Origin of the sequence: Paenibacillus sp. FSL P4-0176 (assembly GCF_037975265.1) — a bacterium.
Taxonomy (GTDB): Bacteria; Bacillota; Bacilli; order Paenibacillales; family Paenibacillaceae; genus Paenibacillus; species Paenibacillus amylolyticus.
In genome coordinates, this window is record NZ_CP150242.1 from 5,519,683 (window position 1) to 5,532,475 (window position 12,793).

Below are 12,793 nucleotides of genomic sequence, written 5' to 3' on the forward strand. Positions count from 1 at the left end.
AGAGAAGAATATGGATGACTATTGATGATTAGAGGTGAAGCATTAGATGGCAAAGGAAAAAGTCACGATACAAGACATCGCTGATGCTTTGGGGATCTCCAGGAATACGGCTTCCAAAGCATTAAATGATAGCGGAAACATCCCGGATGAAACCCGAAATCGTGTAATTAAAAAAGCAATTGAACTTAAATATAAACAGTTTGCCTATATGGACAATGAGCATGTTCTAACCAAGGCTCCGGGCAATATCGCCCTGTTAACTGAAAACCTGCCTAATACATCTCACTTTGGTTCGTTGTTAATCAGTGGTCTGGAGAAAAGAATCAGTGCAGAGGGATACAATCTCTCGATTCATATCGTGCGTGAAGACGATCAAGATACACTTACACTTCCCAACAATTTTGATATAGCCAAAGTGGACGGCATCATTTGCATTGAATTATTTGATCTGGAATATACACAGCTGATTACCGATCTGGGCATTCCCACCATCTTTATCGATTGCGCTTCCAACATATGTTATCCCGAATTCAAAGCAGATCTGCTACTCATGGAGAATGAACATAGCATCTATCAGTTAACCACAAAATTAATTGAGAGCGGCTACACAAGTATTGGATTCGTCGGAGATTACAATCACTGCAAGAGCTTTAATGAACGATGGGTTGGATATCAGCGTGCTATGCTGGAGGCGGGGTTGCAGGTCGACCTGTCCCATTGCATCGTAGATAATGATCGCCTGTGTTTCTCCAAGCCAGGATGGTTGAACCAGCGAGTGGCAGAGCTGGCATCCCTACCTTCCGCTTACGTATGCGCTAATGACTTTATAGCAGTTGATCTGATCAGGGCGTTAAAAGACAGAAATGTCGCTGTGCCACAGGATATTGCGATATGCGGATTCGATAATGCACCCCAATCTCGAATTATTGAGCCAGCATTAACAACGGTTCATATTTATAGCAATGAGATGGGCATTAAGACTGCGGAGATGCTGTTATCCCGGATAAATAGCCCGACACAGCCGTATCAGGTCTCTCACATTGTGACCAAACCCATCATCAGGGAGTCCACACCAGCAATCATGGCCGATCATTCTCAGATGGTTCATAGTTCTGCAAAATAAAAAAACGTATGTCTCACGAGTAATAACTCGTGAAACATACGTTTTTTTGTGGTTTCGATTGGGTTGGATGAAAACTCTATCCTATCCATCGTGGCCTAGATAAAAAATCATCTCGCGATTAAATCTCTTTCAAGATGCCTTTTACAAGTCCGATAAAGGTTGTTTTCACTTGCGCAGCCACTTCAATAACTTCATCATGACTTAACGGCTGATCCAGAATACCACAGGCCATGTTGGTCAGACAGGAAATGCCTAGTACCTTCATACCGCCATGAATGGCAACAATGGCTTCAGGTACCGTGGACATACCCACTGCATCCGCACCCATCGTACGAATCATGCGAATCTCCGCTGGTGTCTCATATGCCGGGCCACTCCACCATGCATAGACACCTTGCTGCAGGCCAACATTCTGCTCTTCTGCAACCTTAAGAGCAATACTGCGCAGTTCGCGATTGTATACCTGTGATACGTCTGGGAAGCGCACACCCAGTTCAGCATTATTAGGCCCCATCAAAGGGTTATTACCTACTAGGTTAATATGATCTGTAATGAGCATCAGTTGACCCGGCTCAAAGCTTGTGTTGATGGCTCCGCATGCATTGGTGATAAGCAATTGCTCGACACCCAGCGCCTTCATGATCCGAACGGGGAAAGTCACTTCGTCCAATGTAAAACCTTCATAATAATGAAGGCGGCCTTTCATCGCTACAACCGTTTTGCCCATCAGTTCACCAATAACCAATTCATTGGCATGGCCGATAGCCTCAGATTGAGCGAAATACGGAATATCTGTATACGGGATAACGGTCGCATTTTCAATCTCGTCCGCGAGCGCTCCCAGTCCAGAACCCAGAATCATGCCTACGGCAGGTTTGGTATGGATTCGGTTTAATATGTAATCTCTTGCTTCCTGAATATGTGCGGATTGATGCATAATGATATCCTCCTGATGATCTGAATTGAGTTAACGAAAACTGAGTTAATGAGGTGTTACTCATCAAGTGTAATGAACAATGGTCATGATGTAAATGGAAGCTATTCTATATACAATAAAAAAACGACCCTATGCTCCAGAATCGTTTAAAAACATGGACATACCCTAATCCAATGTATATTTGTTTCTACTTTTCATGTAATCGATTGTCATAATCAGTAACAGCATCAATGTTGCAAACATCAGTGGTTTGGCAAAAGCACCTTCTTCAAAGATATAATACGCAGCGACCAAGTTTCCTGCAAATATTAACAGGTAATTGCGGGTGCGATCCATCTTCTCAACTCATTTCTGAAAAGAATATTGTTCGAGATTGCCTTTCTTTTACCCTATCATAAAATTCCATAAAAATCCATATACTTACACACATACAAGCGTGGTGTTCAATCACGAACGAGATAACCGTACTGTATAATCTATATTGACTACAGCAAAAAATCGGCCACATCGTGACCGATTCTCTCCACTTCCCTGATGTTCAGGACATAGGGTTAATGATACGCCAAAATGATTCCTTAGGCTGCAACTGCTGATCAAAAACAAAGGGCCAATTTTTTCGCCCACGAACCGGGAAATGGTCGAGCCAGGTATAATTGTCCGCTACTCCCCAGAACGTCACAGAGGTAATGGATGATTTATACTCACGGAACAAATTAAAGATTTCTTCATATCGACGCTCCTGTAGCTCAGCCATCTCTGAAGTTGGCGCGGTGAGGTCCGTTCGACGATCCTCATGACGAAACACGGACATATCCAGCTCCGTAACATGCAACTGCACATCCAGTGAAGCATAACGCTCAATAGCCATTCGGATCTCCTCAATCGAAGGACCATGAATATTCCAATGCCCCTGCAACCCAATCCCGTGTACAGGCGCTCCCTTGTCAAGCAAAGACCGAACCAGATTGTAGATCTTCTCCCGTTTGACCGGATCCGTCTCATTGTAGTCATTATAGAAAAGAAGAGCATTTGGATCAGCTTCATGAGCCATACTGAACGCTTGCAGCAAATAATCTTCCCCCACCAGCTCTAACCACTTCGTGTCCCGCATGAACAGGTCGGTCTTATCTTCAACAGCTTCATTGACGACATCCCACGCATATATTTGCCCCTTATACCGACCTACTACCGTATCAATATGTTGCTTCAAGCGAGATAATAACAGCTCTCTGGAAGCGGGAGCACCTGAGGTATCCTCAAAGACCCATTTCGATGTTTGATTATGCCAGACCAAAGTATGTCCGCGAACCCCAATCCCTTGGGCAACAGCAAAATCAACAATTTTATCCGCCGCCTCAAATGAATAACGATCCTCTTCCGGGTGAATTTCTTCGAATTTCATCTGATTTTCAGCCGTGATACTATTGAAGTGTTTGGCAATGAAATCTCCTTCGGACTGCAACATTCTGGTATGTACAGCAGCACCTATTTTAAACGTATTAGCGTACGCAGCATGTAGTGATGGAATTTCAGTTGGCATTTACAATTCCTCCCTGCCATTTTTTATCCATCATATCGTTTGTTGAATACGCTTACAATGAACAAATTATACTTCTTCCCCCTCATATTTAACTATTTATGATCCCGGGCCCTGTTTACACAACAAAAACACCTCCACGTATGTTCCACTGCTCATCGCAACAGATCATTTCTTAGAAGGTGTTTGTGATCGGGCTGTTCAATTAAATTCAACTCATATACAAAGAGGATATGAAGCCTTACAGCTTGTCCACCTGTAACAAGGTCACCTGTTTCACTGTGCATGCCGGGTTAATTTGTTCCTCGGACAGAATGTTCAGCTTGATCAGGCTTTTCAGCTTATGGCTGTCTACCTTGGACAACAATCGCCAGATGTCCGGGTCTGGAAGAGAAGCATACAGCTTCTGATCATCGTATTCCTTCCGGTTTTGAAGCACTGTTTTCACGGTGTAACCACCAACCTGCGTCTCATAGACCCCTTGTTCTGTACAATACGCGACAATCTCATCTCGTAGTACACACAACTGCTGCTCAATATCTTTTTGCTGCTGTTTCAGTTCAAAGTAAGTTTGCACTTTCTGCTCCATATCAATCACGCTCCTCTACTATCATAGGTATGCGAGGATCGCTAGTTTAGGACTGACTGTTTATTTTATTTAAAAAAAGTGGTCTTTCTATTACTTAATCGTATACTGTCGTCATTGTGTATCCCCGTATTACGATTACAGCAGATGTTCATTCAAATACGGATTATGGACAGCCATGTTGTGAACCCTTTCCATTACATCTGGCCCCATGGGGACATCCCCAACGCGCTTTAACAGAATCCAGCGAAGACAAGCTACAGCTTCAAAAACCTGCTCCTCTTCCAGCGTGTACGTATAACTTGCAGAACGTGCAAATTGAGCGCGATACATCTCGCCATAACTTTCCCCATTATAGACGGTGATCAGAAACACAGACCATGCCATATCGTACCTTGGATCACCATATTGCCCATTAGTCCAATCGATGATGGTGTAATGGTCATCCATCTCAAGAATGTTTCCCAGATTATAATCGCCATGAATCAAGCGATCCTGTCTGATCTGGACCTGCTGGATCAAGTTTGCCAGAAGATCATTTATATCGTCATGTAATTCAATTTGAGGAAAAAAGTATTGAACAAAATCGTACCTGAATATGTATTCTTCATCTTCTCCAGTACCTACTTCATTCACCGGATAACGATGGACCTCCATTAATCGCTCAGCCAAATGTGTCAGTTTGGTTTGTGTCAATTGGGTAACCGGCTTTCCGTCATAGCTTGTTAATAGCACTTGATTCTCTTGCTCGTCTAATCCCCAACCGTAGGGTTTGGAAACACGAATTCCACTTTGATAAAGCTTGGACAATAGTCGATATTGTTTGGCGATATCCGGTTTAGAATCCTTGTCCCAGACTTTCAAGACGTACCGCTGATCTCCCATTTCGATTTTCATCACAGTTGCTTCTAGTCCAGGTGACAAGGGAATGCTCTGATACTCCTGTTTAATCACCTGCTGAATACGTTCATCTAGTTCTACCCAATTCACCTGGCTAAGTTGAATCGTCATCGGTCTCCTCCTTCCATGATACACAAGATTAGATTATAATCGTTTATCAAATACCTTCTGCCATTTCTTCTCTTCATATCCGATAGCTATATAAAACCGATGTGCAGATTCCCTTTTTCCGTTACAACGTACCCGAATGTTATCAAAGCCGTTAACCCGAGCCCACTCCTCGCATTCGCTCATGATTATCTTACCAATCCCCATCCCTTGATGAATCCCATCCACAACTAGTCCACCAATCTCGGCAAAAGATGGACTCTCAATGGAATGTCTTCCCTGTACATGGCCCCAGCCTACGACCCTCGAATCAATCTCAGCCACACATACATAATGGTCTGGTAAGGAAGAGAGAAGGGTTAGTCTCTCCTTGATTTCTTCAGTTGTGCTGACATAACCCAGTTGATGGGATAATTGACTCATCACTTCGCCATCCTGAATCGTAGCTCTCCTGCAATGAATCATCACTTCTCCTCCGTTCATTCATGTCATGCCGCTCTCTCCCTGTTAGTCAGGTATAATCAGGCCTTTGCCAATGACATTGGCGGATACTGGCTGTTTGCCCAATTCTCTGGCCCATACCGACAGCTGTCCCATATGGTGAATCTCATGGGCGATCACATGTCGCATAACTTCTCCCCATGAATATGTACTGGTCTTGCCAGCTGAGCGATAATCAATAAAAGCTCTTTTTTCCATACTCGAATCCCATGCTGTAACCAATGCCTCCACATTAGGACGTAACTTGCGATCGAGTCGCCTTACCGCCTCAAGATTCTGGTAGTTCGCAAAATCTTCTGCATCATCCGGTTTGCCCTGAAGCAACTGAAGCCAGCTCCACTCTACATCAATGATATGAAATAATGTTTGTAATATGTTGCCTACTCCGCCCGTGCGAGGCCGAAGCAATTCTTCAAGCGGTACATCTTCACACCACACATACCATTGCTCACGCACCATCCAGTTATAACGAAAGAATGTTTCCATTGGTATATTCCCCTTTATCGATGTTTTTCATAGAGATTTGATCAATTCTGTATGGGCAAAGGTATCCTCCGAATGTTCAAGATCACCATAAATTCTACTAATCTGATTGAATCCGGATTTGATCCAGAAGCGTAATGCAGTCCAATTTTTGAGCGCTACGTTGATTCGAATTTCCTTGTAACCAAGTTCGGAAAAGTGACGAGTCAACGCCTGAATTAATTCTTGTCCATATCCCTGCTTCTGGATCTCGCTCTGGACATATAAAAATTCGAGATAGATTGAATCCTCGGAGGGATACCCATGGTACACACTTAACAAACCAATATAGCGGTCATCCGCATTCGTGCGAATGGATTGAATTCGATAATTCTCCAGCCTGCCTCCCGGCGGAAGGTGGCCTTCTTCAAAACATTCTTTCACATAGTTCCGATCATGCTCTTGTCCATCCCATTGATGCAAGTACCGACTGGTCTCATATATGGACTCAAGTTCAGGAATATCGGATTCTTCCACATTTGAGATAATAAGTCGGTCTGACTTCCATTCTACTGGAAGTTGTTTCATCGTAATCACTCCATCTTGATATTCTAAATAAATTAAACTATTGAATATTTACACTTACCACTCCGATGACAGAACAACCTTCCGATCGCTGTTATCCCCAGATTTTTTTGATTCATTTTATAATGGGAAACTCCGGGGATAAAAGCGAACACTTCGCTTCTTCAGGTTTTTTCTGTCCTCTCCATTTCGTGTAAATATTCAGTTCAATTTATTTAGTTAATTTCTTTTTTATATATAAGATCACATGAATTCCTGCATAAATAAACAGGACATTGAACAAATATAGAAGTACATTTAAATAGATGCCAGATATAAACCAGATTGCTCCCTCAGAATTAGCATAATGATAATCCGTAAAGAATCGGAGCGGGAAACCATACTCTGTTCGGAGCGGTCCATCTTCAGTATGTAAAGTTCCAGGAATACATAGGATGGCTAATACAGCAAGCCAGGCTGATAGATTCATTATTCTTTTGTTTATCGTCAATACATCTCCCCCTTATTCAACACTAACGGTATCTTCACCAAAATACGTCCCTTCCAACTTTTGATCCATAAAGTCTCTTAAGTCCTTTTGATCAAGTATATATTTCGAATCTCTATTAAATCTGCTTTTTGTGGATACAATAATCTGTTTCCGATTGTATTGAATCGTAACTTTAGCGTTATGCTTTAATTTCAAAGCAATTCCCGCACTAATACTTCCTGTGACATCATCTACTGGTATTTTGGCTGATTCCGGGGCTGCATTCAGCCAGCCGACTATACGGCTAATGTCTTCTTTACTTAACGTAACATTGTCAATGCTAACGTGTGCTCCACCGTCGCCTGTCCTGGTGTACACGACAATGCTCATCTCTGTGCTTATCACTTGATTTCTTGAAATCGGCTTATTCGGATCAGGGTTACTCGTGATTAGAAGATACAGAAACATGATTGCCGCACCTATGAAAAACCAGAATCGCCTACGTTTTCCTAGCATTACAGCGCATTCTCCGTATCCACCACGTTGGCAAACAGTCTCAGTACCGTATTGTGATGTGCAATAATCTGCTCTGCTTGAAGCGTCTTTGCATTCCATGTGCTGTGCGCATCTTGAACCAGATTGACCGTGTAACCCAGACTGTACGCTCTGCGGCAAGTCGTGTCTACACATACCTCAGTCTGCATACCGGCGAGAATCAACTCCGTCACGCCATCTTCTTGCAATTTCAGATGCAGATTGGTTTCGTGAAACGAATCCGGTGTCTCCTTTTCAATAAGGAGGTCACCAGCAATAGCAATAGGTGAAATGGACGGATGAATGGCCCACCCCAGAGTTCCTCGTTCCAGTGGACTGCCTGGCCCTTCGCAGTGTTGGATATATATGATGGAATGCCCTGCTTCACGGGCCCTGGCAATTAATACCTGGATCTTCTGAAGCAATCGTTCCCCTTGATATACGGGATCTGCTTCATCAAACATCGCTACCTGTACGTCAATGATTAGAAGTGCACAATGCGTTGTCATCTTGCTTTCCTCCTGACAAATCAATTTAATTCAACTCTTTCTTCTTCGTACCTTTAACAAAACTTCCAATCCCATATCAATCAGTACAAATAGAATAGCGGCAAGAACACCAAATAAGGTCAGAACTAACGTCTCTTTGAAATCCCAGATTGCTTCTCCTACGCCCATGACCAGATAATAAATATACATGCCTAAAACTCCAGCACATGCATAGCCTAATATCCTCGTACTTAGATACAACACATGATTAGGGAATTGTATTCGGCTGAGCAGATAGTCTAGCAATATCGATAAAGGTAGCCCTATCAACAGGATCAAGGGAGTCGCGTATACCAGATAAATAAGAATGTAAAAATCAAAACTGTAGGATTCATTCATCGATATGAGACTCGCAGCCAAAGTAAAACAAATGATGGTTAAAACGGTTGTTATCAGCTTTCTTCCCATGTTCATCTCATCACTCCAATACAGTTATCTCTATTCATTGGATGTGCTCATGCGTCAGATTTTGCCGGCTGCCATCCGATTTCTTGAGACCAACGATGTGCTCTCTGTAATATACTCCACACCATTGGTCCTTTTCCTTCAACATATTTGGGACGCTGATCTTTATACAATGACATGAGTCTGTGCTTTTCTTCTGCATATTTCAAACAATCTTCTGGATGCTCCCTTAAATAGTCTCTGAACAGCAAGGTCATCTGCTCGGAGAAACTGCCTGCCTGTCTAACGTGTATATGTATCCTTCTGTTTCCGGGTTCTTCACGAAAGTAACGTTTAGTCTTATCTGGATTTTCTGCTCTAAATACAAATCCGACTGTTTCGATCTCATGTTTGTAGTCCAACAAATTTTCATACTGGGAAACAGATATTTGTATATCTATGATGGGTTTGGCATCTATTCCAACAATTGAAGTGGACCCAACATGGTCAATCCGCACGGCCCTTTCTCCTAACGCGTCTCTTAGTTTCGAACCCGTTTCGAGAAACAAATCACGCCATGCCGGGTCATACTTTGCAATTCTCCATTGATCCTCCATACAACTCCTCCTTGGTTATCCAATCAAGCTATATAATTAAATAACACGTTCTTTTAACCTTTTGTTACATGTAGATTATTTAGTGATGCCATATAGATATCATGCAAAATCATCATTATTTATCCCTAGTTCTATTTGTTTTTGGGATTCGATCATATATTCGTACACATCATCAATTTCTGTTATACCTTTAATATTCTCTTTTAACAGTTCAATAATTAAATTATAATCACTCTCTCGCATCTTTATATCTTCCATATAGTTATCGTTATAGTCATTCATAAAATCTAATTTGTTCTTATAAAATCGAAATCTCTCCAAAACATATACTTCCTTAAGATTAATAAATAATGCTACAAAATCCTTAAAGTTTCTGGCCACTAAAGTTACTTGATTACCAAACGCAGTAGGTTGGATAAAGATAACCGGAGCTTCTTCCAAATCACTAATGGATCTGTTGAACGTAAAAAAAGCAAAATGGTCACCGTCTGCCCCTGTTCTTCCAAATATGATGGCATCATCTGGCGTACAATAGTATCTATCATCATCATTGTTAAAACTAATATAAAAACCCATATAATCGTCGATGGTTCCAACATGTTGTTCACGTAATTTCTTATCTATTCGAACGATGTCTACTAAGGATTCTGGCATTTTATAATGTACTTGCAAGTTTAAATTACTCTCTTCTATTGGCATTTATTAATATATCTATATTTTGACACAAATTAAAAAAAAGAGAAGGACCCTTAGGCCCTTCCCTTAACTTCTTAATGATAATCACACTTGAAATTTGTAAACTCAGCTGAAGTATCTTGCCCGCTCGCGTATAACCCAATAAGTACGCCTGTAAAACCTCCTGCCACCTCCGAGGATAGGTATCTCGTCTGTGCCGTGCCCAGCAGAATCTCTTCACCATCTGCTTTAAACAGGAAACTGTAGCGTTCCTGGCTTGAGCGGATCACCAGCGTTGCATGCTGTTTATTTCCCAGATCCACTTCATGTTCTCTCGATTTGATATCACCGATATTTAGACGCTCGATCACCTTATAGCCGTCCTGTTCCTGACGAATAGCCATTTCATAATGATGATTCTCATCCATGTAGATCGTAATACCGGCCTCGCCATTCGTCAGACTGACATCGACAGAAATCGTAGCATTAAAGTCTTTTTGACGTAACCCGATGAACGTCGGGGATGCTGGAACGTCCAGCGTTACATCGGTTCCTATTAGCGTAAGCTTGTCTGATTCAAGCTGATAATGCTCTGCATTCGGATGACGAAGGTAACACCAGTCGAGGTTCCAATCTGTATTTTCAAACGTATAATGCTTCTTATCCTGCTGGATCACCTTGTCGGGAATGCGATTGGTCTCAAAACTCGTCAGCGTTGTGCCTTCATGCCCGGCTGTAAACCATCCGTCTTCACCAAAAGTGATAGGAGTCAGGAACACTTCCCGGCCCAGATGATGGTACGTAGCCCATCTGCCAATCTGACGGAACCCTAGGTGAAAGAGCCACCAGTTTCCCAAATCATCCTGAACCAGGTCACCATGTCCAACCCCCTGCAACTCATAACCGCCCAAATTACGATTGGTCAGAACTGGATTGTGTGCATAAGCTTCGAACGGACCCGAAGACGAAGTTCCCCGAGCATACGTAACCATATGACCATACTCCGTACCGCCCTCAGCTGCAAGCAGGTAGTAATGTCCGTTTATTTTATACAGATGCGGGCTTTCCAGATATCTTCCGCCAGTACCATTCCATATCGAACGACTCGGGGTCAGTTTGCGCCCAGTTTCAATCTCAATCTCACACTGGACAATTCCGCCAACGCCTTCATCATCCACCCCATTACTCATGAACAAGGTCTTTCCATCTTCAAAATACAAATCTGGATCAATACCGCCTTGATCCACGTTAATAGGCTCTGACCATTCTCCGTAGATATCGTCCGTCCATACATAGAAATTCTGATGTGTCGTATCATTCGTTGTCACCATGTAAAAACGTCCGTTATTGTGCCTAATGGTTGGGGCAAATACGCCCCCGGAACTGCTCACGGTCTCCAGCTCAATCTGACTTTTACGAGTGAGGCAGTGACCAATCTGCTTCCAATTCAGCAAATCCTTGCTCTCAAAGAGCGGTACGCCCGGAAAGTACTGAAAAGAACTACACACCATATAGTACGTATCGTTGACTTTGATTACACTAGGATCTGGATAGAAACCTCTAACAACAGGATTATTGTATTTCACTATACTCCACCTCTTATGCTAAAATTCATAAATATAAGAATCCAACTTTGTAGCAACTAAAAAAATTAAACACCATTGGTTATAAACTTGCAATGAATCTGGATTGTATCTTGGAACTAATTTTATTAAATTAATATATATGTGATTTTAGAAGATTGAGGGTAGGGAGTTGTGCAGATGATCAAAGCAAATGGGGAGCCCCAGTTCCTTCCTTTATATGAGGCGCTGGCAAGCGAAGTCAGATGGAGAATCATGGATATGATTGCAGATCGCGAGAAGAATGTGAAGGATATTGCGGCAGCTTTAGAGCTTAGCCCCTCCATTGTCACGATGCATATTCGCAAACTGGAGGATGCGGGTCTAATTGGGAGCAGACGAGTGCGGATTAACGGAGGAACGCACAAATTATGTTACCTCAAGCAAAATCAGATTGAGATCGAGCTGCCATCCCCAAGCCAAACTTCACGAACCAGAGAGCAGACAATATCCGTAGGACACTATACTGCTTTTGATATCCACCCCACCTGTGGGCTAGGAACACTCGAGAAAGAAATCGGCGTATGGGACGATCCACGTTACTTCCTTGATCCTGAGCGGGTACACGCCGCTATCCTGTGGTTTGGGAAAGGTTATGTAGAATATAAAACACCTAACTTTGTACTTCCCGACCAGACAACCGATGCTATTGAGATTTCCATGGAACTGGCGTCTGAAGCTCCGGGATTACGGGATCATTGGCCTTCCGATATTCGCTTCACCTTCAATGGCGTTTCTCTTGGAACGTGGACAAGCCCTGCCGACTTTGGCAGAGCAGCGCGCGGCAAATATACACCAGAATGGTGGCATCGCAATGTGAATCAATATGGATTATTGAAGACCATCCGAATTGATGCCTCCGGTACGTATATGGATGGTGAGCGGATGTCGGATATTACTCTTGCGGATGTTAAGCTTAGCGAACCGTTCTGGACGCTTCGTTTTACGGTTGACGAGGAAAGCCCCAACGTAGGTGGTTTAACGATCTATGGTGCCGGTTTCGGTAACCATGACCAGGATATTGTTATTCGTGTATTGGGTTAACTTTTGTGGTCTTAGCCTAATCATTTGGTGTCTATAACCACCTTTTCAATTGAATATGATGAGCTTGACAATCTACCATATACCTAAAGAAGGCATATCGTAGATTGTCAGGGTGTTAATATAAAATTTTGGTTATGTCGAATGATAACTGTTCTCCAGGT

16 protein-coding genes are annotated in these 12,793 nt (G+C 42.6%); 2 read left to right on the forward strand and 14 right to left on the reverse strand.

Going from position 1 to position 12,793, the window contains the following annotated elements; all coding sequences use genetic code 11:
* Positions 1-46: 46 nt before the first annotated feature.
* Entirely contained in the window at positions 47-1,123 is a 1,077-nt protein-coding gene (locus tag MKY95_RS25565) for a LacI family DNA-binding transcriptional regulator (protein ID WP_101314524.1), read from the forward strand.
* Between the two features lie 118 nt (positions 1,124-1,241).
* On the opposite strand, the gene MKY95_RS25570 is transcribed toward MKY95_RS25565, so the two are convergent.
* The 14 genes from MKY95_RS25570 to MKY95_RS25635 all read right to left on the reverse strand — a co-directional run bounded on the left by MKY95_RS25570 (position 1,242) and on the right by MKY95_RS25635 (position 11,552).
* Positions 1,242-2,060 (reverse strand): purine-nucleoside phosphorylase, encoded by an 819-nt coding sequence (locus MKY95_RS25570; protein WP_036617166.1) that lies wholly within the window; start codon positions 2,058-2,060, stop codon positions 1,242-1,244.
* A gap of 165 nt (positions 2,061-2,225) precedes the next feature.
* Positions 2,226-2,396: a hypothetical protein gene (locus MKY95_RS25575; RefSeq protein ID WP_155985153.1), complete on the reverse strand. Its 171-nt coding sequence runs from the start codon at positions 2,394-2,396 to the stop codon at positions 2,226-2,228.
* A gap of 202 nt (positions 2,397-2,598) precedes the next feature.
* Entirely contained in the window at positions 2,599-3,600 is a 1,002-nt protein-coding gene (locus tag MKY95_RS25580) for an endo-1,4-beta-xylanase (protein WP_036617163.1), read from the reverse strand.
* A 238-nt stretch (positions 3,601-3,838) separates the two neighbouring features.
* A complete protein-coding gene (locus MKY95_RS25585) occupies positions 3,839-4,186 on the reverse strand; it encodes a hypothetical protein (RefSeq protein WP_083677505.1) in 348 nt (115 codons plus the stop codon).
* A 135-nt stretch (positions 4,187-4,321) separates the two neighbouring features.
* Positions 4,322-5,194 carry an aminoglycoside phosphotransferase family protein gene (locus tag MKY95_RS25590; RefSeq protein WP_076329109.1) on the reverse strand — a complete coding sequence of 291 codons (873 nt, stop codon included), beginning with the start codon at positions 5,192-5,194 and terminating at the stop codon, positions 4,322-4,324.
* Between the two features lie 33 nt (positions 5,195-5,227).
* Positions 5,228-5,674, reverse strand: coding sequence for a GNAT family N-acetyltransferase (locus MKY95_RS25595; RefSeq protein ID WP_076329110.1), 447 nt, complete (start codon positions 5,672-5,674; stop codon positions 5,228-5,230).
* Between the two features lie 24 nt (positions 5,675-5,698).
* Complete coding sequence (locus MKY95_RS25600) at positions 5,699-6,178, reverse strand: DinB family protein (RefSeq protein WP_076329111.1); 480 nt, start codon at positions 6,176-6,178, stop codon at positions 5,699-5,701.
* Positions 6,179-6,205: 27 nt separating this feature from the next.
* On the reverse strand, positions 6,206-6,742 hold the full coding sequence (locus MKY95_RS25605) for a GNAT family N-acetyltransferase (protein ID WP_339195036.1): 537 nt from the start codon (positions 6,740-6,742) through the stop codon (positions 6,206-6,208).
* 499 nt (positions 6,743-7,241) lie between these two features.
* A complete protein-coding gene (locus MKY95_RS25610; RefSeq protein WP_339195037.1) occupies positions 7,242-7,676 on the reverse strand; it encodes a hypothetical protein in 435 nt (144 codons plus the stop codon).
* A 47-nt stretch (positions 7,677-7,723) separates the two neighbouring features.
* Positions 7,724-8,251, reverse strand: coding sequence for a cysteine hydrolase family protein (locus MKY95_RS25615; protein ID WP_339186088.1), 528 nt, complete (start codon positions 8,249-8,251; stop codon positions 7,724-7,726).
* Between the two features lie 30 nt (positions 8,252-8,281).
* Positions 8,282-8,440 (reverse strand): hypothetical protein, encoded by a 159-nt coding sequence (locus tag MKY95_RS25620; protein WP_339186087.1) that lies wholly within the window; start codon positions 8,438-8,440, stop codon positions 8,282-8,284.
* Between the two features lie 305 nt (positions 8,441-8,745).
* Positions 8,746-9,291, reverse strand: a complete 546-nt coding sequence (locus tag MKY95_RS25625) for a GrpB family protein (protein ID WP_036617141.1) — start codon at positions 9,289-9,291, stop codon at positions 8,746-8,748.
* A 99-nt stretch (positions 9,292-9,390) separates the two neighbouring features.
* Positions 9,391-9,945 carry a hypothetical protein gene (locus MKY95_RS25630; protein ID WP_155985152.1) on the reverse strand — a complete coding sequence of 185 codons (555 nt, stop codon included), beginning with the start codon at positions 9,943-9,945 and terminating at the stop codon, positions 9,391-9,393.
* Between the two features lie 116 nt (positions 9,946-10,061).
* Entirely contained in the window at positions 10,062-11,552 is a 1,491-nt protein-coding gene (locus tag MKY95_RS25635; RefSeq protein ID WP_036617137.1) for a glycoside hydrolase family 43 protein, read from the reverse strand.
* A 177-nt stretch (positions 11,553-11,729) separates the two neighbouring features.
* Between MKY95_RS25635 and MKY95_RS25640 the strand changes: the two genes are divergently transcribed.
* Positions 11,730-12,632: an ArsR family transcriptional regulator gene (locus tag MKY95_RS25640; RefSeq protein ID WP_036617134.1), complete on the forward strand. Its 903-nt coding sequence runs from the start codon at positions 11,730-11,732 to the stop codon at positions 12,630-12,632.
* Positions 12,633-12,793: the final 161 nt, after the last annotated feature.

Excerpts from the sequence above, each read along its gene's own strand:
- MKY95_RS25565 (WP_101314524.1), top strand. The coding sequence starts at position 47 with ATGGCAAAGGAAAAAGTCACGATACAAGACATCGCTGATGCTTTGGGG.
- MKY95_RS25570 (WP_036617166.1), bottom strand. The coding sequence starts at position 2,060 with ATGCATCAATCCGCACATATTCAGGAAGCAAGAGATTACATATTAAAC.
- MKY95_RS25575 (WP_155985153.1), bottom strand. The coding sequence starts at position 2,396 with ATGGATCGCACCCGCAATTACCTGTTAATATTTGCAGGAAACTTGGTC.
- MKY95_RS25580 (WP_036617163.1), bottom strand. The coding sequence starts at position 3,600 with ATGCCAACTGAAATTCCATCACTACATGCTGCGTACGCTAATACGTTT.
- MKY95_RS25585 (WP_083677505.1), bottom strand. The coding sequence starts at position 4,186 with ATGGAGCAGAAAGTGCAAACTTACTTTGAACTGAAACAGCAGCAAAAA.
- MKY95_RS25590 (WP_076329109.1), bottom strand. The coding sequence starts at position 5,194 with ATGACGATTCAACTTAGCCAGGTGAATTGGGTAGAACTAGATGAACGT.
- MKY95_RS25595 (WP_076329110.1), bottom strand. The coding sequence starts at position 5,674 with ATGAACGGAGGAGAAGTGATGATTCATTGCAGGAGAGCTACGATTCAG.
- MKY95_RS25600 (WP_076329111.1), bottom strand. The coding sequence starts at position 6,178 with ATGGAAACATTCTTTCGTTATAACTGGATGGTGCGTGAGCAATGGTAT.
- MKY95_RS25605 (WP_339195036.1), bottom strand. The coding sequence starts at position 6,742 with ATGAAACAACTTCCAGTAGAATGGAAGTCAGACCGACTTATTATCTCA.
- MKY95_RS25610 (WP_339195037.1), bottom strand. The coding sequence starts at position 7,676 with ATGTTTCTGTATCTTCTAATCACGAGTAACCCTGATCCGAATAAGCCG.
- MKY95_RS25615 (WP_339186088.1), bottom strand. The coding sequence starts at position 8,251 with ATGACAACGCATTGTGCACTTCTAATCATTGACGTACAGGTAGCGATG.
- MKY95_RS25620 (WP_339186087.1), bottom strand. The coding sequence starts at position 8,440 with ATGTATATTTATTATCTGGTCATGGGCGTAGGAGAAGCAATCTGGGAT.
- MKY95_RS25625 (WP_036617141.1), bottom strand. The coding sequence starts at position 9,291 with ATGGAGGATCAATGGAGAATTGCAAAGTATGACCCGGCATGGCGTGAT.
- MKY95_RS25630 (WP_155985152.1), bottom strand. The coding sequence starts at position 9,945 with ATGCCAGAATCCTTAGTAGACATCGTTCGAATAGATAAGAAATTACGT.
- MKY95_RS25640 (WP_036617134.1), top strand. The coding sequence starts at position 11,730 with ATGATCAAAGCAAATGGGGAGCCCCAGTTCCTTCCTTTATATGAGGCG.